The organism is Rhodoluna sp. KAS3, assembly GCF_026000575.1.
In the GTDB taxonomy this organism is placed as follows: domain Bacteria; phylum Actinomycetota; class Actinomycetes; order Actinomycetales; family Microbacteriaceae; genus Rhodoluna.
Genome location: NZ_AP026910.1, coordinates 710,341 through 733,525, shown reverse-complemented (window position 1 = coordinate 733,525; position 23,185 = coordinate 710,341). Strand labels below are relative to the sequence as shown.

The window sequence follows — 23,185 nt, the reverse complement described above, 5'->3', positions numbered from 1 at the left end:
AATGGCCAATCTCATTCGTGTCGGATTAGTTGACGGTGACGCTGATATCAGAGCTGGACGTCGAATGATTTTCGAAGCCCAAGATGACCTTCAAATTGTTTTCGAAGATGATGATGCTGTTTCGCTAGCCGAGCGCGCGCCCAAAGCTTTGATCGATGTCCTAGTAATTGACCATCGCCTCAAATCCCTTGATGGCGTTTCCGCAATTGTTGAACTAAATCGGGCTTATCTCGCTTCCGATTCAAAGATGCCGCCGGTTATTTTGACCGGACCCTACTTCAGCAAAGAACTTCAGTTGGCAAGCATCGCTGCTGGCGCGACGGATCTAGTTACCCAAGAGGCCGGACCAGAAGAGCTTTTGCGGGCGGTTCGTTCCTCGCAGGCTAAGGGAGACAATCCAAACTTTGCTGAGTTGGGTGAATTTCTTACCCAGTTTGATGAGCTCCCTGCGGCGCCAATAGGTTTTGCGCTTAACGTGGCCAACCTCGATGAGCAAACCCGGCTATTTGTTGCTGAGTTCTTGTCTGGAAAGGACGATTCAGAAATTGCAGCGCACTTTGAAGTGCCTAATTACCGGGTACGAAAGACCCTGAACGACCTGACGGCAAAGTGTGGATTTGCCACCAGGGCTCAGCTGTTTTTAGCCTTCAAGGTTGTCGCGACCAGGTAGCCAGCTCTTGCCAGGCTTGCCCCAACCGTTGTCTTCGATAATGTCCGTCGAAATCTCTTTCCACGGTTCTGCGAGGCGGTCAACATAGAGAATTCCATCTAGGTGATCAAACTCGTGCTGGAAGATTCGCGCAAACCATCCGTCTGCTTCGATGCGTACCGGTTTCTGGTCCAAATCAACACCTGTGACTATCGCAGTCTCAGCTCGCTTGAGGGGAAAGCGCTCACCCGGTACCGATAGGCAACCTTCGATTTCGGTGTCCTCGTCAGCCGGCTCGTCGCTCACCGGGCCAATCTCTAGGCTCGGGTTGATGATCACGCCACGGCGTTCGTTTCCTTCATCGTCGGCGTAGTCGTAGGTAAAAATTCGCAGACCAACACCGATCTGTGGCGCGGCTAGGCCCACGCCCGGAGCCTTGTCCATAGTTTCAAACATGTCGGCTACCAAGGTTCTGAGTTCGTCGTTAAACTCAGTAACTTCGGCGGCTCGGTTGTGTAGGACTGGGTCTCCAGTGATGCAAATAGGTCTAATGGTCATCCTACAAATTTACCCCCGAGCCTCACCGGAAACCCTCGATTTCAAAGATAGAGTCGAAGGGCTACAAAAAGGGAGAGCAAATGGGACCAGGTCTAGACATGCGCACCGTCGCTATCTTGCTTGCGGTCCTAGCTGCTGTGGCCTTGGCCTTTGGTGCCCAGTTCCAGAACGACGCGGTTGTTCAAAAAAGCAAAATAAAAGACAAGCTCAAGGGCTCTCTGTCACTAAAACAACTGCTGAATGTCATCAAGCACCCAAAGTGGCTTTCTGGCACCTTTTTCATGGGGTTGGCCATCATTCTTCAACTCGGGTCTCTCTCGCTTGCGCCCCTAATCGTGGTTCAGCCCATCGGTGCTATTGCTCTGGTGATTACCTCACTTCTCAATGCACGAGCCACTAAGACTCGGCTAAATCGGGGCACAATTCTTGCCATTTCGCTGTGTACTTTCGGCATCGCCGCTTTTGTATTGATGGCCTCAGGTGTTGCTGACGAGACCGAACTCACCGATGGTCACTTAGTTGAGGTTCTGATTGTTCTTGCCTCCATCCTTGTCGTGTTCGGTGTTCTCTTTTTCACGCTCGGAAAGCGCATGAATGCGCTGATCTACGTGGTTGGAGCGGGCGTGCTGTATGGGTTCGTTGCTACCTTGGCAAAGGTAGTTATTCAGCGTATTTATCAGGGCCAGTTTGAATGGTTGACAGCACTGTGTACTTTGGGGCTTCTGATTGCTGTTTCACTTGGCGGCTGGTTTGTTCAAAATGCTTATTCTTCGGGGCCGCCTGACCTAGTAATTGCTGGCCTAACTGTTATTGATCCGTTGGTTGCCGTGTCTATCGGAATCGTCATCCTCGGTGAGGCTCAGCAGGCAAGCGTTCCGACCATGATTGGCTTTGGACTCAGCGCGGTGGTGGCGGTAGTTGGTGTTTACCTAATTTCAAAGGTGCATCCCGAACTTCGACCTAAAAAAGCACACGCGTAGTTCCGCCGGCTGCGAGTTCAAGTAAAATTTCAGTGTGGGTTCGTCCCGCAACATCGTCTTCTTAGTAGAGGTTAGAACTTTGGCAGTAGCCCCCGGTACTCCTGGTTTCAAAAAACTTACCATCGTCATTGGTTGTGACACATTTCCGCCCGACATCAATGGTGCAGCGCGATTCGCCGAGCGTCTAGCCGGCGGACTGGCGCGCCATGGGCACGATGTTCACATCATTGCCTCTGCATATAACGAACAGCACGGCACCTTCATCGAGCAGCACGACGGCGCCAAGATGACCGTTCACCGCATCAAGAGCTACCGAATTCCTCAGCACAAAACGCTGCGCTACGTTTGGCCATATTCGCTAAAGGCCAAGACTGACAAGATTCTGCGCGAGGTAAAGCCTGACGCTGTTCACATTCAGTCGCACCTGATTATGGGTAGATACCTGGTCAAGAGTGCCAAGGAACAGGGCATTCGACTTCTTGCGACCAACCACATCATGCCTGAGAACCTGATTAAGTACTCGGTAATCGTGCCAAAGTTCCTCGAAAAGACCGTCATGAAAATGGCCTGGGCTGATGCCGGGCGCGTTTTGTCTCAGGTTGATGCAATTACTACACCAACGCGCCGTGCCGCTCAGCTTCTAGAGGCTGCTGCCGGGGTCGACGGTGTGTTGGCGATTAGCTGTGGAATCGATGCTTCAAAGTTTGCTAACACCTCACCGACTTCAAACGCAGAGCCGAGAATTCTGTTTCTTGGTCGCCTAGATTACGAGAAACACATCCACAACCTGCTGAAGGCCGTGGCCATGCTGCCGAAATCGCTCAACACGCAGGTGGAGATTGTTGGTGACGGCGGCGAGCGTAAGTATCTGGAAAACCTGGCGCTTGAGCTGGGCATCGCGAAGAACGTGCACTTCTTGGGGCACATCAGCGAGCAAGAATTGCCGAAGGCGTATGAGCGCGCGACTTTGTTCGCAATGCCATCTATTGCAGAGCTGCAGAGTATTGCAACCATGGAGGCGATGGCCTCGGGTCGACCGGTCGTTGCTGCAGACGCCATGGCCCTGCCGCACTTGGTGCACGATGGTGACAACGGCTACCTTTTCCAGCCTGACGACGTAGTTGAATTCAGCGACAAGCTGAAGCGGATTCTCACGGCAGATCAGGCTGAGCTCGATCGTCTGTCTGAAAACTCACTTCACCTAATTCAGGCGCACGACATTGAGCGCACCCTGACCATTTTTGAGGGGCTCTATCGTGGTGATAATGACACCGATAAGACCTCTGATGACAACAATGATGACTACACCCGCCCAATCGGTATTTTGCCGGAATCGTTGCATGATCGTGTTGAGGCACTTCGCGAGCGAGCACGAGCCTTGCGTGAGGCAACTAATGAGCTGAGAGATAAAGCAGAAGACGTAGCCGAAGAGGTTATCGACAAACTCGAGGACATTCGTGACGAGGTGCTAGAGAAGGCCCACGAGGTAAACGAGCGGGTCAGGAACTCAGCGAAGAAAACCGCCAACAAGGCAAAAGAGGCTGTGAAGGATGCAGCCGAACGCTTGAGAAACGAAGATAATTAGAAACTCAAGACCAGGGGGAGTTAGCTCAGCCGGTTAGAGCAGCGGACTCATAATCCGTCGGTCACGGGTTCAAGTCCCGTACTCCCTACCAGTAGTCCGTTTATCGCGGTTAGTTGACTGCGATAAAGGCATAAGATTTGACGAGAATAATTTTTCAGCCGAAGGTGGTTAGATGTCTCCAAAGGACAAGGCACTAAGCGACGACATCGTTGCGGTGCCGCTTCGTCATCCTTGGCGTTGGGTGTCAGCAGTTATTCTTGTTGCCCTAATTGGTAGCTTCGTTTACTCGCTCTGGGCATCGCCAAACATCAACCACGACATCATTGATAAGTACATTTTCAATGAGAAGGTAATGGCAGCTGCGCTGCTTACCGTCGTGCTTACGGTGATTTCAATGTTTATCGGTACCATCCTGGCCGTAATCTTTGCCGTGATGCGACTTTCTCCAAACCCTGTGTTGCGCGCGGTGGCCACCGGATATGTCGGTTTCTTTCGCGGAACCCCGCTGCTATTGCAGGTAGTTTTCTGGGGTTACCTGGGCATCATCTACCCGAACATTGAAATCGGAATCCCGTTTACCGACATCATTTGGTTCTCTGAAAAGACCAGCTTGGTGTTCACCGCGCTAATCGCCGGCATCATCGCACTTTCTCTAAATGAGGGTGCCTACGCAGCCGAGATCGTGCGAGCAGGAATCCTCTCAGTTGACGCCGGGCAGACTGAGGCAGCAAAGTCCCTTGGCATGAGTTCTGGGTACACCCTGCGCCGAATCGTTTTGCCTCAGGCTATGCGCGTGATCATTCCACCGATGGGCAATGAGTTTATTTCAATGCTCAAGAACACCTCGTTGCTCCAGGTAGTCGCAGTTATGGAGCTCTACGCTCGCACTTCGCAGATTTCATCACAGAACCTTGCCCAGGTGGAGCTATTGGTAGTCGCCGGATTCTGGTACTTGGTTATGACTACTGTCCTCTCAATTCCTCAGAATTACCTCGAGAAGAAATACGGTCGCGGTTTTAGCGTTGCCGATCAAAAATCGCGCTGGATGCGTATTGGCATGAAGGGAAACGTATGAGCAAGCCGCTGATGGTAGACGCTCGCGCGATTCGCAAGAGTTTCGGTGCCAACGAGGTCCTCAAAGGAATCACACTTCAGGTGGAGCAGGGTCAGGTTTTGTGCTTGCTTGGTCCTTCGGGTTCCGGTAAGTCAACGTTTCTGCGCTGTATCAACCACCTAGAAACCATCAACGGTGGTCGCCTCTATGTAGATGGCGAGCTCATGGGTTTCAAGGAAAAGTCAGATGCTATCTATGAGATGAAGCCAACCGCGATCGCCAAGCAGCGTGCCGAAATCGGTATGGTTTTTCAGCGTTTCAACTTGTTCCCTCACCTAACCGCTCTCGAGAACATCATCGAAGCGCCGGTTGGCGTAAAGGGTGTGTCAAAGGCTGAGGCAATCGCTAAAGCCCGAGAACTTCTCGATTCGGTCGGCTTGGCAGATAAAGCGGATAGCTACCCATCGCAGTTGTCAGGTGGTCAGCAGCAGCGTGTTGCTATTGCCCGCGCTTTGGCGATGGAGCCAAAACTGATGCTATTCGACGAGCCAACCTCGGCACTTGACCCAGAGCTCGTCGGCGATGTTTTGGATGTAATGCGCAAGCTTGCCAAGAGCGGCATGACCATGATTGTCGTGACGCACGAAATGGGCTTTGCCCGTGAGGTCGCCGACACCGTCGTATTTATGGACGGCGGAGTGGTCGTTGAGTCTGGCAGTCCGACCGAGGTTATTGAGAATCCACAGAACCCAAGGACCAAAGCCTTCCTAAGCTCAGTGCTTTAGTCATTTCGTTCTTGTAAACATTGCGCCAAACCCGAATAATTTTCGCGAGCCTCAATTAGGCTCTAAAAGTACACCCCACAAACCCCTTAAGAGGAGAACACGTGTCTGTTTCAAAGATTGCGGGATTTGCAGCTCTTGCGACCGCTAGCCTTTTTGTTCTAACCGGTTGTGCCGCACCTGCAGCAACCAACACCGATGAACTTGTTCCGACTGACGCAGCTGCGGCCGCGCTTTTGCCTGAAGAGTACAAGGACGGCATCTCAGTAGCCAGCGACATTCCTTACGCTCCAATGGAGCTGTTCGACGAGAACGACAACCCAACCGGTTTCGACTACGACCTGTCAGTTGAGATTGGCAAGAAGCTTGGTGTTGTACTTAGCTTCAACGACCAGGACTGGGATGGAATCATTCCGTCACTTCAGTCAGGTACCCACGACATCATCATGTCGGGTATGAACGACACCCTAGAGCGCCAGGAAGTCCTTGACTTCGTTGACTACTTCTCAGCTGGCTTTGCAGTTGTGGTTGCTGAAGGAAACCCAGAGGGGATCAACAGCTTCGCAGACCTATGTGGCAAGGTAGTTGCAATTCAGACTGCAACCGCACAGATCGACCTAATCAACGCGGTGAACCCAAGCTGTGACACCCCGATTGAAGTTCTTGAGTTCCCAACCGATGGCGATGCTCAGAACGCAATCCGTGCTGGTAAGGCTGTTGCCGGTGTAAACGACGGACAGGTTGCGGCCTACACCGTTCAGACTGCAGGCGAGGGTGCCTACTTTGACCTAGTTGCACCTACCGACGCACCTGAGGGCTACACCTCGGCTCTAACCGGTATCGGTGTTCTAAAGGCCAACACAGGCCTGACCGCAGCCATTCAGGCCGCTGTTCAGTCACTTATCGATGACGGTACCTACGCTCAGCTTTTGGCTAAGTGGAACCTGTCACCGTTCGGCGTTACCGAGGCGACCATCAACGGCACCAAGTAATCTCAAATCTGAGGCGGGGGTATGCTTAGGCGTGCTCCCGCTTTACTTTTATCTGGAAGAATTGAAGTATGAACAACGTTGTGCTGCGTGAGGTGTCTTCTGCTGAGGACGCAATCAAGGTGGCCGAGTTTTTTAGAACCGTTTGGCAGGACGGCGACGACGTTGCCCCTTTTGATTTGATTCTGGCTGCCGTACACGTGGGGGCTTACTGCGTAATTGCCGAACTGGATGGCCATGCAGTTGGTGCGTCGTTCGGTATCAGGGGCAGCTTCAATTCTGAAAACATTCTGCACTCTCATGTGACCGCAGCCACGGTTTCGGGTGTTGGCTTTCAGATCAAGCAGCACCAAATGGAATGGGCTAAAGAGAATTCCATCGATGCAATCACCTGGACCTTCGACCCGCTGGTTCGCCGGAACTGCTACTTCAATTTTGTGAAGCTAGGCGCAATCGCTGTTGAATACCTACCGAATTTCTATGGATCAATGACCGACTCGATCAACCTGGGCGACGTTTCGGATCGTTTATTTGCCTACTGGTCAGTCAAAGGCCAACGCACCGATAGCCCCTTGGCAAGCCTACGAAACGCAGGACCAGAAGAAGTAGTTGTCGAGATACCCGAAGACATTGAAACAATGCGCTCAGTAGATCTTGAATCGGCGCTGAAAGTGCGCATGCTGGTGCGCGATCAAATGCTGGACCTGATGAACACCGGATGGCAGGTTACCGCCATGACTCCAGACCGCACCTCGCTGATTTTGAGCAAGACCGAATAGAAACAGGAACCAATGAAACTCGAAGCCGTAGAGCTAATTCGTCTAAATGTCCCATTGAAGTCCGCCTTCCGCACTTCATTTAGTTCGGTAAACACCCACGAGGTGGTTTGGGCCCACGCCATTACTGATTCTGGCGAGGGCTGGGCAGAGTGCGGCGCGAATGACCGCCCTGATTACTCGAGCGAGTACCACACGGGCGCTATGGCCGTTTTGAAGCAGTTCATGCTTCCAGACTTGTTTGCACTGGGAAATGACCTCACAGCCGAATCTGTGGCACCAACTCTAGAGTGGATCAAGGGCCACCGCATGGCCAAGGCTGCAATTGAAACAGCCCTTCTCGACGCACAGTTGCGAGCGGCAAATACTTCGTTTGCCACCTACCTTGGCGCAACCAAAACCAAGGTTCCAGCAGGTGTATCGGTTGGCATCATGGACTCACTGCCTGAGCTAATGGAATACGTTGAGCGTTACCTGAACGAGGGTTATGTTCGAATCAAGCTGAAGATTGAGCCGGGTTGGGACTACGAGCCAGTGAAATTGGTTCGCGAAACCTACGGTGATGACCTCTTGCTTCAGGTCGATGCCAACACCGCTTACACGCGCAACGACTTCGATTTGCTGAAGCGTCTGGACGAGTTCAACTTGCTGTTGATTGAGCAGCCAATCAACGAAGAGGACATGCTGGGCCACGCCAAGCTTGCCGACTACATCGAAACCCCAGTGTGTCTTGATGAGACGATTATTTCGGCAGATATCGCCCGCGATGCAATTGAACTCGGGGCAGCCGAGATCATCAACATCAAACCTTCACGTGTTGGCGGTTACCTAGAATCCAAGAAGATTCATGATGTTTCTGTGGCCAACAACATCCCGGTTTGGTGTGGCGGCATGCTCGAGACCGGCATTGGGCGAGCAGCAAACTTGGCGCTTGCAGCCATGCCAGGGTTTACTTTGCCGGGTGACACCTCGGCATCGTCGCGGTACTTCGAGGTCGACACCACAACACCGTTTGTATTGGTTGACGGCCACATCGATGTTCCGACAGGGCCTGGAATCGGTGTTGACCCGATTGCGGAGATTGTTGACCGCTATGCAGTCTCTCGCGAGTGGATTAAGGCTTAGTTAGAAGATTTCTCACTGAAGTAGCAGGTTGGGCACAGTGATTCGTAGGTCACGTGCACGCCGTCAATGGCAACCTGTTCACCATCAAAGATGAATTTGCCGTCCAGCTTGCGGGCGTTGAACATGGCCTTGCGACCACACCGGCAAATTGTCTTGAGCTCTTCCAACGAGTGTGCAATTTCCAGCAACCTAAGTGAACCCGGAAATCCGTGCGTCAGAAAGTCGGTGCGGATACCGTAGGCCAAGACTGGAACCGAATCTAGAACAGCAATCTCGAGCGCCTGATCAACCTGCTGAGCTGTCAGAAATTGTGCCTCGTCAATCAGTAGGCACGCGATTTCTTTCCCAGTCTTCGTCCTGAACTGTTCAACCCTCGAGGCAAACTCTGCTCTCAGGTTAAGGTCAGGGGTAATCAGGAAGTCAACCTCGCGGTCAACTCCTAGTCGGCTGGTTATCGCCCGCTCGCCCTTGATATCAATTGCTGGTTTGGCCAACAGAACGTGCTGGTCACGCTCTTCATAATTGTGTGCTGCCTGAAGCAGAGCGGTGCTCTTGCCACTGTTCATTGCTCCGTGGCGAAAGTAAAGCTTGCTCATTCGTAGCTGCGGAAGACAATAACCGCGTTGTGACCACCAAAACCAAATGAGTTGCTCATAGCCAGGATTGGTCCGGCTGGTAGCTCGCGAGGAGAGGTAACCACATCAAGTGGAATCTCTGGATCCTGATTCTCAAGGTTGATTGTTGGGGGAGCGGTGCGCTCGTGAAGAGCCAGTACGGTGAAGATGGCCTCGATTGCACCGGCTCCACCTAGTAGATGGCCAGTTGAAGACTTGGTGGCCGAGATGGCTACCGAATCAAGATGGTCACCAAAAACTCGACGAAGAGCGGTGTATTCGGCGATGTCGCCCACTGGTGTGCTCGTTGCGTGCGCATTGATGTGGATTACGTCAGTTAGCTCTGCGTCAGCCTGCTTTAGTGCAGCCAAGACTGCTCGCGCAGCACCGCTACCCTCTGGGTCTGGAGCAGTGATGTGGTAGGCATCAGAGGTTACAGCGCCACCAACTACCTCGGCATAAATCTTTGCTCCACGGGCCTTGGCGTGCTCCTCGGTCTCAAGAACCAGGGCACCACCGCCCTCTCCCATTACAAAACCATCGCGGGCTACGTCGTACGGACGTGAGGCGCGAGTTGGCTCTTCGTTTCGGCGAGATAGAGCGTGCATCGAAGCAAAAGCTGCGATCGGCATTGGGTGAATTGCAGCTTCAGAACCACCGGCAACAATTACGTCAACCTCGCCCGAACGTAGGCGGTTTAGAGCATTTGCAATTGCTTCGGTACTTGAGGCACACGCTGATACAGAGGTGCGCACACCACCACGGGCAGAAATTTCCATACCGATGGCGGCAGCTGGGCCGTTAGGCATAAGCATTGGCACAGTCATCGGCATTACGCGACGTGGGCCCTTCTCCTTGAGCGTGTCGTACGCGTCCAGGAGAGTCCACACTCCACCGATTCCGGTGGCAAATTCAACCGCGAGACGCTCAGGCTCGACGTCTGGCGAACCAGCGTCAGCCCAAGCCTCGCGTGCTGCGATCAACGCAAACTGGCTTGATGGGTCGAGGCGCTTGGCCTCCTGCGGGGTTAGAACCTCAGCTGCTGGAACCTTTGCCTGTCCGGCAAAAGTCACAGGGATCTCATACCGCGCAATCCATTCCTGTTCGAGAGTCGAAATGCCAGACTCTCCGGCAAGCAATGCCTGCCAGGTTGAACGCGCGTCACCACCGAGAGGCGTAGTAGCGCCGATTCCGGTGACAACGATTTTTTTAGACAATGTTTTTAGCCTTCGCCTAATTACTGAGCTGAAACGATGAAGTTAACTGCGTCACCAACGGTGATTAGGTTCTTAACCTCTTCGTCAGGGATCTTTACGCCGAACTTGTCTTCAGCGTTAACAACGATGGTCATCATTGAGATTGAGTCGATGTCTAGGTCGTCGGTGAATGACTTCTCTAGCTGAACAGCCTCGGTAGCAATACCGGTCTCTTCGTTAACGATCTCTGCAAGACCGGCAAGTACTTCGCTCTGTGAAAGTGCCATTGATTTCTCCTTATTGGTTATTTGACCGAGGTTAAGTTTACGGGAGTACTACTACTTGAGCGCCGAAGGCAAGGCCCGCGCCGAAGCCAATTTCAAGTGCCAAACCCCCGGACTTTACCTCGCCTGACTCAAGTAGTGCGTGCATTGCCAGCGGAATAGATGCGGCCGAAGTGTTGCCGGTGTAGACGATGTCCCTGGCCACAACTACGTGCTCTGGAACGGCTAGCTGCTTGGCTAGTTCGTCAATGATTCGGATGTTGGCCTGGTGGGTGACAATCGCAGTAAGGTCATCGGCGGTGATGCCGGCCACTTCGAGCGCCTGGCGAGCAACCTTAACCATCTCCCAGACTGCCCACTTAAACACGGTGAGGCCCTCTTGACGCAAGGTCGGCCATGATGCAGTACCGTCGCGCAGCTCGAGTAGTGAGGCGCTCATGCCAACTGCATCCCAGTGCGAACCATCTGAGCCCCAAACTGTAGGGCTAATTCCTGGTGTGTCTGAAGGGCCCACGATGGCAGCACCTGCACCGTCTCCGAGCAGGAACGAAATTGTGCGGTCGGTTGGGTCGATGAAATCTGAAAGTTTCTCGCCACCCACAACTAGTACGTATTTGGCAACACCCGAGCGGACCAGTGCGTCTGCCTGGGCAATTCCGTAGCAGTAGCCGGCGCAGGCGGCCGAAATGTCAAAAGCAGGTGCTGGGTTTGCGCCAATTTTGTCGGCAAGTAGTGCTGCCGCAGAAGGTGTCTGGTGCGGGTGAGTGATCGTGCTAAAAATAACTGCACCGATTTCACTTGGATCGATGCCTGCCTTCGTAATGGCTTCGTTAGAGGCTGATACGGCCATGTCCATAAGGCTCAAATCAGCGCTTGCGCGCTTGCGGGTGATGATGCCGGTGCGCTGACGAATCCACTCATCACTCGAGTCAATCGGGCCTGCGATGTCATCGTTGGTGACTGTGAGGTCACCACGAGCGGCGCCGAGTGAGTAAATTTTCGAGAATTTTACGGTCTCGTACTGCTTGAGAGTTGGCTGCGACATTTATCCTCGGTTTTCTAAAGATTATTCAAATTTACTGTTTAAAAAATCAACGGTGGTTGTTGATTAGCGACAAAGCTGCGTCGAGATTATCGGGGGTCTTGACAGCGAGAGTTTCGATGCCCGGCATTGAGCGCTTTGCCAGACCGGTCAGGGTTCCAGCCGGTGCCAGTTCTATAAGGGCCGTAACTCCCGCTTCGACCATGGCTGCCATGCAAAGGTCCCAACGCACTGGACTAGAAACCTGGTTAACCATCAGTTGAACAAATTCAGAACCGGAGGCAATCTTTCGTCCGCCGTTGTTGCTCCAAAGTGAGACCAACGGGTCACTGACTTCAAGACTTGCCGAGTAATCGGCCAGTACCTGAACTGCTGGAGCCATAAATCGGGTGTGGAATGCACCGGCCACCTGCAGAGGAATCACTCTGGTGCCAGCGGCTGGCTCAGCCTGAAGCGCAGCAATAGCCTCAGCTGTTCCTGCAGCTACGATTTGGCCGCCACCGTTGTAGTTTGCTGGTTCCAAGCCAAGTTCAAGAAGTCGAGCCTCGACCTCGCTTTGCTCACCGCCCAGCACAGCTGCCATGCTGGTCTGTTCCATTGCGGCTGCGGCAGCCATTGCGTCACCGCGGGTTTTAACAAATTTGATGCCTTGCTCAGGTGTAAAAACTCCTGAGGTAACTGCGGCGGTTACTTCGCCAACTGAGTGACCGGCGACGCCCGAAATTCCCAACTCGCTGGCGGTTTTGCCGCCGCTCAGGGCAGCAAAGGCTGCAACACCCGCGGCAACAATCAAGGGTTGAGCCACTGCGGTGTCACGAATAGTATCGGCATCGGCAGTAGTGCCGAATTCTGAAATCGAAATCCCTGAGTTCTGCTCCATTAGCTGGATTGAATCACTGAAGGCTGGTAGTTCTAGCCAAGGTGAAAGAAAACCCGGGGTTTGAGAGCCCTGCCCAGGGCATACGACAACGATCATTTTTGCCTATCTGCGCTTACGCGCTTCGATTTCACTCATTGAGCCTAAAACCATAGCCACCTGAAGAACGAATGCCTCGCGGGGGCCAGTGGCATCCCAGCCAATAATCTCTGATATTCGCTTTAGGCGGTATCGGACGGTGTTGGGATGAACAAACAATTCCCGCGCGGTGGATTCGAGGGACCTTCCGGTTTCAAGGTAGTGGGCCAAGGTTTCAAGAAGTTCGGGGGAGTTGCTGGCTAAAGGTCGATAAATAATGTCCAGCAACGTTGATTTGGCAAGCATGTCACCGCCGAGTGCCCGTTCAGCAAGTAGGTCATCCGCTGCGATGTGCCGAGGCGGCTTGGGCCAAGACTTAATTGCGGCGAAACCGGCGAGTGCCGCTTTCGCTGAGCGATGAGCCTGGGCAACACTTCCGACTTCCGGGCCGATGACAACTCCACCGGCGCCAAAGAAGGGATCGAGCGCTGTTGCAATCTTCTGAAATGATGGCTGGCTTTCAGTTTTGGACTCATCGATGCGACCCAAAACCACGATTAGGCGATTTCCGTGTACCCCGATAAGTGCATCAACGCTGTGTTTTCTGGCTATCCTCCGGAGTCCATCTTGATCGATTGGTTCTGCTGCGGTGCCGATTACAGCGGCCACAGATCCTCTGGCGCGCCATCCAAGGGCTGCGATTCTTGACGGAAGTTCCTCTTCATGCTCACCACTCAAGATTGAATCGACTACCAGGGCCTCCAGCCTTGCGTCCCACAAGCCTCTTGCCTCAGCTGCCCGTGCATAAACATCGGCGGCTGAGAAAGCGATTTCGCGCGAGTAGAGCAGAACTGCCTCACGGAGTGACTCATCCTCTTGAACAACGCGATCTTCAACCACCTGTACAACTACTCGGATCAATTGCAAGGTTTCCTGCAGCGATATCGACCTAAGCAATTCTCTTGGCGCGGTGCCAAAGACGTCGGCAGCGACCCAAGGTTGAGACTTTGGGTCTTTATACCAAGCCACGAACGAGGTAATACCGGCTTGAGCCACCAAACCAATGGTCGATCGCCGGGCTGCCGGCATTGTTCGATACCAAGGCAAAAGTTCGTCGAGTTGCTGCAGAGTTATCGTGGCGAGGTCGCCAGATATCGACTGCAGCCAGTCGAGGGTCTCTTGCTTAGTTTTCGCCACCGGTTGACCCTGAGGTACCGGCATTCACGTCGTGAAGGCGGTATCGGTCGATTGCCATCTGAGGAACACTTGGGTCCATCTCGCCGCGCTCAACGAGCTGCTCAAGAACACGAACCACAATTGATGGTCCGTCAATCTTGAAGAATCGGCGAGCGGCTGCGCGTGTGTCAGAGAAGCCAAAGCCCTCGGCACCAAGGGTTGCGTAGTCGCCCGGTACCCATGGTCGAATCTGGTCCTGCACCGCGTGCATGAAGTCGCTCACTCCCAGGAATGGACCCTCAGATCCCTCGAGCTGTGAAGTGACGAATGCCTTTGGAGCTGGAAGACTCGGGTTCAAGAACTTGGCTTCGTCGCAGACTAGACCATCGCGGCGAAGCTCAGTCCATGAGGTAACGGACCAAATGTCGGCTGATACACCCCAGTCGTTCTGTAGTAGCTGCTGCGCCTCGTAAGCCCAAGGAACCGCAACTCCAGAAGCGAGAATTTGGGCCTTTCGACCTGTGCGCTCGTTAGTGCTGATCTTGTGGATGCCTCGAACGATTCCGTTGACGTCAACGTTCTCTGGCTCGGCAGGCTGAACGTATGGTTCGTTGTAAACGGTTAGGTAATACATCACGTTCGGGTCCGGGTGCTGGCCACCGTACATGCGCTCAATTCCAGAGCGGACAATGTGCCCAATTTCGTAGCCGTAGGCTGCGTCGTAGGTAATCACCGCGGTGTTTGTAGCAGCAATGAGCGGTGAGTGGCCATCGGCGTGCTGTAGACCTTCACCGGTCAAAGTTGTGCGTCCAGCGGTGGCACCGATGATGAATCCACGCGACATCTGGTCAGCTGCAGCCCAGAAAGCATCTGCGGTGCGCTGGAAACCGAACATCGAGTAGAAGACATAGAACGGGATCATCGGCTGACCCTGCGTTGCATAGCTGGTGGCAGCAGCGGTAAAGCCCGCTACTGATCCGGCTTCATTGATACCGGTGTGGAGAATCTGCCCAGCGGAGCTTTCCTTATAGGCCAAAAGCAATTCGCGGTCTACCGAGATGTAGTGCTGACCATTCGGGTTGTAAATTTTGGCACTTGGGAAAAAAGCATCCATACCGAAGGTGCGGGCCTCATCCGGGATGATCGGCACAATTCGTTCACCGAACTCTGGGGAGCGCAGTAGGTCTTTGAAAAGACGGACGAATGCCATCGTGGTGGCAACTTCTTGAGTGCCTGAGCCCTTCTTAGAAACCGCGTATGCAGAGTCTTCAGGAAGCTTGAAGTCAACGTACTTGCTTCTTCGCTCTGGAAGGTAACCGCCCAATTCGCGACGACGCTCGTGCATGTACTGAATCTCAGGCGCGTCCTGTCCTGGGTGGAAGTACGGCGGCTGGTACGGGTTCTCTTCAAGCTGAGCGTCTGAGATCGGAATGTGCAATTCATCGCGGAAGCTCTTCAAGTTGTCCAGCGTCAGCTTCTTCATCTGGTGGGTTGCGTTGCGTCCCTCAAATGACTTTCCAAGAGTAAAGCCCTTGATTGTCTTAGCGATGATTACGGTTGGCTGACCCTTGTGCTCGAGGGCCGACTTGTAGGCAGCGTAGACCTTGCGATAGTCGTGTCCGCCGCGCTTGAGGCCCCAAATCTCGTCGTCCGAGAGGTGCTCAACCAACTTAAGAGTTCGCGGGTCGCGGCCAAAGAAGTTCTCGCGCACGAAGGCGCCGTCTTCGGTCTTATAAGTCTGGTAGTCGCCGTCTGGTGTCTTGTTCATCAGGTCAACTAGGGCGCCCTCGTGGTCATTCGCCAGCAGGCTGTCCCACTCACGTCCCCAAACCACCTTGATGACGTTCCATCCAGCTCCGCGGAAGAAGCTTTCAAGTTCCTGGATAATTTTGCCGTTACCTCGAACAGGACCGTCAAGTCGCTGGAGGTTTGCGTTCACAACGAAAGTCAGGTTGTCAAGGTTGTCGTTTGCCGCAAGCTGAAGAGCACCACGTGACTCAACTTCGTCAAGTTCACCATCACCGAGGAACGCCCATACGTGCTGCTCTGAGGTGTCCTTGAAGCCGCGTCCACTCAAGTAGCGGTTGAATTGCGCCTGATAAATAGCGTTGATCGGACCGAGTCCCATCGAAACGGTCGGGAATTGCCAGAAATCGGGCATAAGTCTTGGGTGTGGGTATGAAGAAAGGCTGCCACCCGCGTGAGACTTTTCCTGACGGAATCCGTCTAGTTGGCCGGCACTCAGGCGACCTTCTAGGAATGCGCGGGCATATGGACCAGGCGATGCGTGGCCTTGGATAAAAATCTGGTCGCCGCCGGATGGGTGATCCTGGCCCTTGAAGAAGTGGTTGAAACCGACCTCGTAAAGCGAAGCTGAAGAGGCAAAAGTTGAAATGTGGCCACCAACGCCAACACCTGGGCGCTGAGCTCGGTGCACCAACATAGCAGCGTTCCAACGCATCCACGCACGGTAGGTGCGCTCAATCTTTTCGTCACCAGGAAATTCAGCCTCGTTCTCAGGTGCGATGGTGTTGATGTAGTCCGTGGTTGGAACAATCGGAACATTCAGCTGAAGTTCGTGTGAACGACGCAAAAGGTTCAACATGATTTCGCGAGCACGGCCTCGGCCATGTACTCGTGCTACCGCGTCGAGTGACTCGAGCCACTCGCTGGTCTCTTGTGGGTCTTGGTCTGGGGTGTTGACCGCGTATGCATCGTTGTTGTTGATGGACAACTGACATCCTCTTTCGTGGGGGATGGACAAAGAATTCCGATTGGCTTTGGTAAAGCCTCTAAAAGTTTATGACGACAAAGGGAAGCAAATGTTAGTTTTGCCGGTTCTTGAGAGCAGAATTAGTAAAAGACCAAAGGAGAATTTAGGAATGACACTACTTATCGGCGACAAGGCACCAGATTTTGAACTGGTTAATCAATTCGGTGCAACCGTAAAGTTGTCTGATTTTGCAGGCAAGAAACCTGTGGTTTTGGTCTTCTACCCTCTTTCTTTCTCAGGTATCTGCACCGGCGAGTTGTGTGAGCTCCGTGATAACTTCGCACAGTTCCAGTCTGCTGACGTAGAGCTGCTAGCCATTTCCGTGGACTCAAAGTTTGTTCAGAAGAAGTTCGCCGAAGAAGAGAAGTACGAGTTCTCCGTTCTTGCTGATTTCTGGCCTCACGGTGCGGTTGCCAAGCAGTATGGTGTCTTCATCGAAGATGCTGGCATCGCCAATCGCGCTACGTTTGTGATCAATAAAGACGGCGATCTTGTGGCTAAGTTCGTCACCGCCCCAGGTCAGGCTAGAAACCTTGATGAGTACAAACGAGCACTAGCTTCGCTGTAATTTGGCATTCCACCACATTTATGCGGTAGGCTTTTTCGAGTTGCAGTTCGCTGCAGCCCTCGAAAGAGGGGCCTTTAGCTCAGCTGGTAGAGCGCCACGCTTACACCGTGGATGTCATCGGTTCGATCCCGGTAGGGCCCACAAATGAAATCCCCAGACACGATGTGTCTGGGGATTTTGCTTTTGCTGTACTGTTCTGCGCCGACACTAGAATTTCCCCTATGGACTCCAGCTCATACATCCCGCCTTCTCAGCGGTCGCTATCTGACAGTGATCTTCAAGAAGCATTAGGTCGGGTACGGTCGGACTACGAGGGCACTCTGGAGGCTATGGCCTTCTTGGAGGAACAGGCCAAACTTCGAGCAGAAGACAATGCGCAGTTCTCAACTTGGGTTGAGAAAATGCAGCAGAACGGCACGCCTCAAGCGCTTTGGGCGCTAGAAAACGCCATGCGTCAGCGGAGTGGCCTTCCGGCGCTCCCGGCCCCGAATTTCAATCAAATAGAAAAAGATCTTCCGGACACATCAGGTGTTCTGCTGCCTGAGAGCGTTAGGGAGGTCCCTCACGTTCTGAGTTCTGCGCAGGTAGATACCGAGACAGACGTCGACTCTGCCCCAACGGATCTGCCTTTCAATACCCCTCAGGTTTCGCCGGAGCCTGTGACCGCGGATTCAGTTTTGCAGTCAGTTGCAGCTCCTGTACCAGTTCTCAATCCAGTTCCAGATCCAGTGCCAGCTCCAAGCCTTGCCGCAGAAGTCATCACAGTTGATTCCGAACCACGAGTAAATCGTCGGAGCCAGGCTATATCTCAGTTTTGGGCCTGGCTTGGTCTAAGCGGATCAGTTCTTCCTTTCGGTATGGGTGCGCTTCTGGGGCAGTTTGATGTGTCCTTTTTGCAAGGGGTTTTGGCGGTTGCTCTTGCCTCATTGGCCTCGGCCTCGGTGATATCAATTGGTTCGCTGGCGGGTAAAAGAAGCGGTTTGGCAACGGTCTTTCTGTCTAGGGCGGCCTTTGGTGTGGGAGCAAACGCTGGTCCGGCAATTTTCTTAGTCTTGGCCAGGGTTTTCTGGTCCTCTGTCCTGCTTTGGTCACTGTTTGTCATGAGTGAGTCGGTTGGTGCTTCAGCGTCTCAAACCATTCCATTCAATGGTTTAGGTCTGGTCGCACCCGCTGCAGTTCTGATAATCGCCACTGCGTTGGCCTTCTACGGCGGGCAGGTTCTGTTCAAAGCGCAGCAAATTGCAGGCACTTTCGGGGCGGTTGTGGGGTTGCTGTTGATTGCGGTCACAACCTCTGGCATTGCTTGGAATGACCTATTACTTGAAAGCAATCGAAGCTGGGTGGCAACCTTTGCCAGTGCCACGCTCATATTTTCGATATTCGGATTGGCTTGGTCTGGGACCGGCGCCGATTTTGCTCGCAAACTTTCGGTGAATCAGCTGGGGGCAAAGGTTGTCGGGCTGGCCTTCATTAGTTTGGCAATCATTCCAACCTTGTTCGGTTCATTCGGGCTTGCTCTAGCAAGAGGAATGCGCTCGTTCGGGCCAGAGTTTCTTGGTGCGTATGAGGCAAACTTTGTTTCAGCACTGGCCGACTACGGCTATCCGTGGTTGGCAGCTGTTCTCGGGGTGAGCGCTCTGGTGTCGCTTGCAGTTATTTTGGCAATGTCCCAGTACTCGACCAACCTAGGCCTACACGCTCTTGGACTGAAGTTAAGACCAATTGTGGCCCAACCCGTTCTTGCACTTTTGGTGGCATTGATTGCCGGGCTTGTGGTCTATACAGTCAGAACCGATCTCGCTTGGCAACTGGTTGCTGACTATGCCGTATTTTTTGCAGTCCCGGTGGCAGCGTGGTCTGGCATTTTTGCATCAGACGTTCTAATCCGGAGAATCGCGTACCACGAGATTTCCTTGAGCCGCACCTACGGGTTCTACAAAAGCGTCAATGTTTTGAATGTTTCAGGTTGGTTTGTCGCAACGGTGATCGGACTCGGTCTGGTCGACGCTTCGTCGCAAGGCTTGAGTTGGCTTGGCTACATGGCGCCATCTTTGACTAACCCTGATTATTGGCTGAGTACGAATTTCGGTGTCCTAGTTGCATTGGCTATTGGAGTGCTAGTTCCTTTGGCCACAGGAATACCGCGGATTAAACGCCAGGAGGTTGAGGTGCTTGCAATCGAAGCACGACGCACCGAATTGCTCGACGTTCTAGGAGTTTTGGAGTAACAATGTCCGTACCCATTCAAAGTCTTATAGACACTGCAGAAGTTTTGTGGCCAACCGCAGGTGCCGAGGGCTGGGATGCTCCGGGGCTAGTCTCAGGAAGCGCCCGTCAGCAAATCTCGCGCGTCCTGCTAACCGTTGATGTAACCTCTTCAGTGCTTGACGAGGCAATCGACGGTGCTTTCGACATGGTGATATCGCACCACCCGTTTCTCATGCGAGGCGTTACCAGCCTTTCCGAACAGACCTCCAAGGGGCATTTGATATCAAGAGCTGTCAGGGCTGGAGTCTCTCTGTTCGCAGCACACACCAATGCTGACATTGTTGAAAATGGAGTGTCTGACGTTATTGCAAAGTCCATTGGTCTAGCCAACATTCGACCGCTGGTCAAAAGCTCGCCTGGAGTCGGACACGGACGAATCGGTACCCTGCCAGAGGAGATGCCACTTGGTGAGCTAGCCCGGCGGATAGCGAAAGTCATGCCTTCCACCGCGACCGGTGTGCGAGTATCGGGTGAATTTACCCAACTGGTTCAAACGGTCGCACTGTGTGGTGGTGCCGGTGACTCTTTTATTGGCGAAGCCATTTTATCCGGCGCAGACGTCTACATGAGTTCTGACCTAAGGCATCATCCGGTTCAAGATGCACGAGAATACGCAATTACTCAGGGCACGGGGCCGGCAATCATCGATGTTTCACACTGGGCAAGCGAATGGCTCTGGCTGGACGTTGCCGCAAATCAGTTGTCGGAGAAGTTTCCGCAGGTCCAATTTGTAGTTAGCCAACTTCGGACTGACCCCTGGGACTTTGTTATCACTCAGTAAACTTGTAGTACCAATTCAAAAGAGAGCAGTAAATGAAAGCAACCAATAATCAGCAGACTGAACTATTGAGTCTGGGGGAGTTGGACCTTGAGATTAAGAGATCAAAAACTGCTCTTGCACAGCTGACCAACGGTCACCAGTTTGAGACCTTGAGAGCACAGCAGCTTTCTTTGGCAACCGAGCTCATCGAGGCTCGTAATGCTTTGGACACCGTGGAGCTTGAACTCAAACGAGCTGAGGCGGACCTCAAGCTTGTAGAAGAGCGGGTCAAAAAAGACAACGCCCTACTCAATCAAACAACTTCGGCAAAGGATGCGCAGGGTATCCAAGCAGAATTGGCGACTCTTGCTCGCAGACAGTCTGATTTAGAAGACGCCGAGCTTCAGATTCTTGAGCGCAAAGACGAATGCCTAGCTTCGTTTGACGACGTAATGGCCCGCAAGTCTAGCCTCGACGCCGAGATAGCAACCAAAGAGGCCGCTGTCGAAACAGAGGTCATCAAACTAGGTTCAGGTCTGGACCTTTTGACTCAGCGCAGGGCGCAGCAGGCTGCCTCGACCGCTCCGGATCTGCTGCAGGCCTACGAGAAAAAGCTTGAACGCTCGATTGCTGTCGGCCGCCTGGTGGGTCGCGAGTGTGGTGCCTGCCGCATCGGCATTGGCGCTACCGCTCTCGCAGAAATCAACGCGCTTCCGTTTGATGAGTTTGCTACCTGCCCTGACTGCCAAGCATTCTTGGTCCGCTAGTGGCGTCAAGCAATCTCATAATCGAGGCTGATGGCGGCTCTCGAGGAAATCCAGGTCTAGCCGGTTCGGGCGCAGTCGTTATCGACGCTGACACTGGCGAAGTGTTGATCGAGATTGCTAGGTACATAGGCATTGCAACTAACAACGTTGCCGAGTATCTGGCATTGAAATCAGGGCTCGAAGCGGCTATAGAACTAAATCCAGAGGCACGGATTTTGGTGCGTATGGATTCCAAACTCGTCATTGAGCAAATGGCAGGCCGCTGGAAGATAAAACACCCGGACATGATCCAAATTGGCAGTCAGGTGCAGCGACTAGTAGCCAATCTTCAGGTTCGCTGGATGTGGATTCCTCGTGAAGAGAATTCACGTGCAGACGCGCTGGCGAATAAGGCTATGGATGAACGCGAGGATTCGATTGTTCACAGTGAGGGCGCTAAGCAGCGGTCTCCGGTTGCTGAGTTCAATCAGGTAAAGCCGAGTTCCGTTCGTAGCCCAGATAAGGTCACCGAGCCGCTAACCACTCTTATTCTGGTGCGCCATGGACGCACCCATTTGACGGAATCCAAGCGCATTTCTGGTAGCGGCGGAGAAAATCCTGGTCTCTCTGACCTGGGGCGCGCTGATGCTCGCGCAGCGGCAAAAGCCTTGGCGGAAATCGGTTCGAAGGGGCCTTGGGCTCACATCGCGCCTATTTCGGCGATTGTGGCATCACCTATTCAGCGAACGCAGGACACAGCAAATATCATCGCCAACGAACTTGGCCTCAGCGTAAGCACTCTGCCTGAGATTGCTGAGATTTCTTTCGGCGACTGGGATGGTCACACCAATGACGAGGTTGAGAACCAGTGGCCGGCTGAGTTTACGGCTTGGCAGGGCTCATGGAGTGCCTCGCCGCCGAACGGAGAATCTCTAGAGGCTTTCGATCAGCGCGTCATGCGTGGCCTACTGGAAATACTTATTCAACACGCAGGTAAGACAGTCGTGGTTGTTAGCCATGTCATGCCAATTCGGGGAATCATCCGTGAGGCCATGGAGTCTGGTATTTCAGGATACTGGCGACCACAAGTAGCGCCATGTTCTCTATCGGTGTTGCGGTTTTGGGGTAGCCAAAGCGCTGAGGTCGTCACGATAAATTCAACGAGTCACCTCTAGGGCATTTAGCCAGTAGTCTTTTATCGGATGGGTCGGCAAGGCGGTCGCGATGGCAACATCGAGGAACGTCCGGGCTTCATAGAGCAAGACGGTGGCTAACGGCCACCCGGGGTAACCCGCGAGATAGTGCAACAGAAAGTAAACCGCCGCTTTGCGGTAAGGGTGAAACGGTGGTGTAAGAGACCACCAGCGCCGTGTGTGAACATGGCGGCTATGTAAACCTCGTTTGAAGCAAGGTCAGACAGAGAACGTTAAGAGCTGCTCGCTCATGTTCTCGGGTAGACCGCTCGAGAGTGTCGGCAACGGCATTCCTAGATAGATGACCGTCACCTTTTGGTACAGAACCCGGCGTAATAGCCGGCCCATCCACTAATTCTTAGTTGACCGAATCGCCAGCGCAGCCGCTCCAAGAATGCCGGCGTTGTTGCGCTTCTTTGCTGGAACCACCTTGGCGCGAAGTTTTAGCAGCGGAACAAATTCCTCGTGCTGTTTAGAGACACCGCCACCGATGATGAAGAGATCGGGGCTGAAAAGTCGTTCAAGCGTCGAGTAGTACTTTTGAAGTCGCTCGGCCCAGCTGTCCCAACCTAGTTCTTCACGTTCCTTGGCTGCGAATGAGGCTTTCGATTCATAATCAACGCCATCAATTTCTAGATGACCTAGCTCGGTGTTGGGCACGAGCTTTCCATTGATGAATAAAGCGGTGCCAATGCCGGTGCCCAACGTGGTCATGATGACTAGGCCGTCTTGTTTACGACCTGCCCCAAACTTAACCTCAGCAACACCTGCGGCATCTGCGTCGTTGATCACATGGACCGGACGGCCTAGCGATTTGGTGAATAGCGAATCGGCGTCGAGCCCAATCCACTCAGGAGAAACATTTGCGGCTGACATAGTGACACCGTGTTGGACCACAGCGGGAAAGCAGATGCCGACCGGAAGATCTTGCGTGGCACCCGGAATCTGTGAGATCAAAACCTTAAGCACTTCAGCGATGTCGTTAGGTCGGCCGCCCTCAGGTGTCTCGATGCGAACTCTGCTGGAGAGTAGCTCTCCATTTGAAACATCGACGAGAGCACCCTTAATTCCGGTGCCGCCAATGTCAATTCCAATTGCAATCTTTGCCATGT

The 23,185-nt window shown here is 53.3% G+C and carries 22 protein-coding genes, 2 tRNA genes and 1 other RNA gene; 16 read left to right on the top strand and 9 right to left on the bottom strand.

Annotated features, from left to right (window positions below; all coding sequences use genetic code 11):
- Position 1 precedes the first annotated feature (1 nt).
- Positions 2-670, top strand: coding sequence for a response regulator (locus tag OO731_RS03650; protein WP_264889695.1), 669 nt, complete (start codon positions 2-4; stop codon positions 668-670).
- On the opposite strand, the gene def is transcribed toward OO731_RS03650, so the two are convergent.
- Positions 641-1,207: a peptide deformylase gene (def, locus tag OO731_RS03645; protein WP_264889694.1), complete on the bottom strand. Its 567-nt coding sequence runs from the start codon at positions 1,205-1,207 to the stop codon at positions 641-643. The two genes, OO731_RS03650 and def, sit on opposite strands and share 30 nt — an antisense overlap.
- An 80-nt stretch (positions 1,208-1,287) precedes the next feature.
- Between def and OO731_RS03640 the strand changes: the two genes are divergently transcribed.
- The 8 genes from OO731_RS03640 (at position 1,288) to menC (ending at position 8,498) form a co-directional block, all read left to right on the top strand.
- Positions 1,288-2,187, top strand: a complete 900-nt coding sequence (locus OO731_RS03640) for a DMT family transporter (protein ID WP_264889693.1) — start codon at positions 1,288-1,290, stop codon at positions 2,185-2,187.
- 34 nt (positions 2,188-2,221) lie between these two features.
- Entirely contained in the window at positions 2,222-3,772 is a 1,551-nt protein-coding gene (locus tag OO731_RS03635; protein WP_346732375.1) for a glycosyltransferase, read from the top strand.
- 14 nt (positions 3,773-3,786) lie between these two features.
- A tRNA-Ile gene (locus tag OO731_RS03630) sits at positions 3,787-3,863 on the top strand.
- 81 nt (positions 3,864-3,944) lie between these two features.
- On the top strand, positions 3,945-4,847 hold the full coding sequence (locus OO731_RS03625; RefSeq protein WP_138275444.1) for an amino acid ABC transporter permease: 903 nt from the start codon (positions 3,945-3,947) through the stop codon (positions 4,845-4,847).
- Between the two features lie 11 nt (positions 4,848-4,858).
- Complete coding sequence (locus OO731_RS03620) at positions 4,859-5,611, top strand: amino acid ABC transporter ATP-binding protein (protein ID WP_138276053.1); 753 nt, start codon at positions 4,859-4,861, stop codon at positions 5,609-5,611.
- A gap of 101 nt (positions 5,612-5,712) precedes the next feature.
- On the top strand, positions 5,713-6,600 hold the full coding sequence (locus OO731_RS03615) for an ABC transporter substrate-binding protein (protein ID WP_264889692.1): 888 nt from the start codon (positions 5,713-5,715) through the stop codon (positions 6,598-6,600).
- 68 nt (positions 6,601-6,668) lie between these two features.
- Positions 6,669-7,376 carry a hypothetical protein gene (locus OO731_RS03610; RefSeq protein ID WP_264889691.1) on the top strand — a complete coding sequence of 236 codons (708 nt, stop codon included), beginning with the start codon at positions 6,669-6,671 and terminating at the stop codon, positions 7,374-7,376.
- A gap of 12 nt (positions 7,377-7,388) precedes the next feature.
- Positions 7,389-8,498, top strand: a complete 1,110-nt coding sequence (gene menC, locus OO731_RS03605; protein ID WP_138315558.1) for an o-succinylbenzoate synthase — start codon at positions 7,389-7,391, stop codon at positions 8,496-8,498.
- Here menC and OO731_RS03600 read toward each other — a convergent pair.
- From OO731_RS03600 to aceE, 7 genes are read right to left on the bottom strand one after another with little or no spacing between them, the layout of a single operon-like run.
- Complete coding sequence (locus OO731_RS03600; protein WP_264889690.1) at positions 8,495-9,094, bottom strand: thymidine kinase; 600 nt, start codon at positions 9,092-9,094, stop codon at positions 8,495-8,497. The genes menC and OO731_RS03600 overlap by 4 nt on opposite strands.
- Positions 9,091-10,329 carry a beta-ketoacyl-ACP synthase II gene (gene fabF / locus OO731_RS03595; RefSeq protein WP_264889689.1) on the bottom strand — a complete coding sequence of 413 codons (1,239 nt, stop codon included), beginning with the start codon at positions 10,327-10,329 and terminating at the stop codon, positions 9,091-9,093. The genes OO731_RS03600 and fabF overlap by 4 nt, the downstream gene beginning before the upstream one ends.
- Positions 10,330-10,349: 20 nt before the next feature.
- The gene (locus OO731_RS03590; RefSeq protein WP_138275438.1) at positions 10,350-10,595 is read right to left on the bottom strand and encodes an acyl carrier protein; all 246 of its coding nucleotides are present in this window, start codon (positions 10,593-10,595) and stop codon (positions 10,350-10,352) included.
- Positions 10,596-10,632: 37 nt separating this feature from the next.
- On the bottom strand, positions 10,633-11,637 hold the full coding sequence (locus tag OO731_RS03585; RefSeq protein ID WP_264889688.1) for a beta-ketoacyl-ACP synthase III: 1,005 nt from the start codon (positions 11,635-11,637) through the stop codon (positions 10,633-10,635).
- A 46-nt stretch (positions 11,638-11,683) separates the two neighbouring features.
- A complete protein-coding gene (locus tag OO731_RS03580; RefSeq protein WP_264889687.1) occupies positions 11,684-12,610 on the bottom strand; it encodes an ACP S-malonyltransferase in 927 nt (308 codons plus the stop codon).
- A gap of 6 nt (positions 12,611-12,616) precedes the next feature.
- Entirely contained in the window at positions 12,617-13,810 is a 1,194-nt protein-coding gene (locus OO731_RS03575; RefSeq protein ID WP_264889686.1) for a helix-turn-helix domain-containing protein, read from the bottom strand.
- Positions 13,773-16,499, bottom strand: a complete 2,727-nt coding sequence (gene aceE, locus OO731_RS03570) for a pyruvate dehydrogenase (acetyl-transferring), homodimeric type (protein WP_264889685.1) — start codon at positions 16,497-16,499, stop codon at positions 13,773-13,775. Before aceE ends, OO731_RS03575 begins: the two co-directional genes overlap by 38 nt.
- A 148-nt stretch (positions 16,500-16,647) precedes the next feature.
- Between aceE and OO731_RS03565 the strand changes: the two genes are divergently transcribed.
- The 7 genes from OO731_RS03565 to rnpB all read left to right on the top strand — a co-directional run bounded on the left by OO731_RS03565 (position 16,648) and on the right by rnpB (position 22,424).
- Entirely contained in the window at positions 16,648-17,106 is a 459-nt protein-coding gene (locus OO731_RS03565) for a peroxiredoxin (RefSeq protein WP_264889684.1), read from the top strand.
- Positions 17,107-17,174: 68 nt separating this feature from the next.
- Positions 17,175-17,247: transfer RNA gene (locus OO731_RS03560), tRNA-Val, on the top strand.
- 80 nt (positions 17,248-17,327) lie between these two features.
- Positions 17,328-19,334, top strand: coding sequence for a cytosine permease (locus OO731_RS03555; protein ID WP_264889683.1), 2,007 nt, complete (start codon positions 17,328-17,330; stop codon positions 19,332-19,334).
- Between the two features lie 2 nt (positions 19,335-19,336).
- Entirely contained in the window at positions 19,337-20,155 is an 819-nt protein-coding gene (locus OO731_RS03550; protein ID WP_264889682.1) for a Nif3-like dinuclear metal center hexameric protein, read from the top strand.
- 32 nt (positions 20,156-20,187) lie between these two features.
- Complete coding sequence (locus OO731_RS03545) at positions 20,188-20,901, top strand: hypothetical protein (protein WP_264889681.1); 714 nt, start codon at positions 20,188-20,190, stop codon at positions 20,899-20,901.
- Positions 20,901-22,055 carry a bifunctional RNase H/acid phosphatase gene (locus tag OO731_RS03540; RefSeq protein WP_264889680.1) on the top strand — a complete coding sequence of 385 codons (1,155 nt, stop codon included), beginning with the start codon at positions 20,901-20,903 and terminating at the stop codon, positions 22,053-22,055. The genes OO731_RS03545 and OO731_RS03540 overlap by 1 nt, the downstream gene beginning before the upstream one ends.
- Positions 22,056-22,083: 28 nt before the next feature.
- An RNA gene (gene rnpB / locus OO731_RS03535) (RNase P RNA component class A) lies at positions 22,084-22,424 on the top strand.
- Here rnpB and OO731_RS03530 read toward each other — a convergent pair.
- On the bottom strand, positions 22,425-23,183 hold the full coding sequence (locus tag OO731_RS03530) for a polyphosphate--glucose phosphotransferase (protein ID WP_264889679.1): 759 nt from the start codon (positions 23,181-23,183) through the stop codon (positions 22,425-22,427). It abuts the RNA gene before it with no gap.
- Between the last annotated feature and the right edge of the window lie 2 nt (positions 23,184-23,185).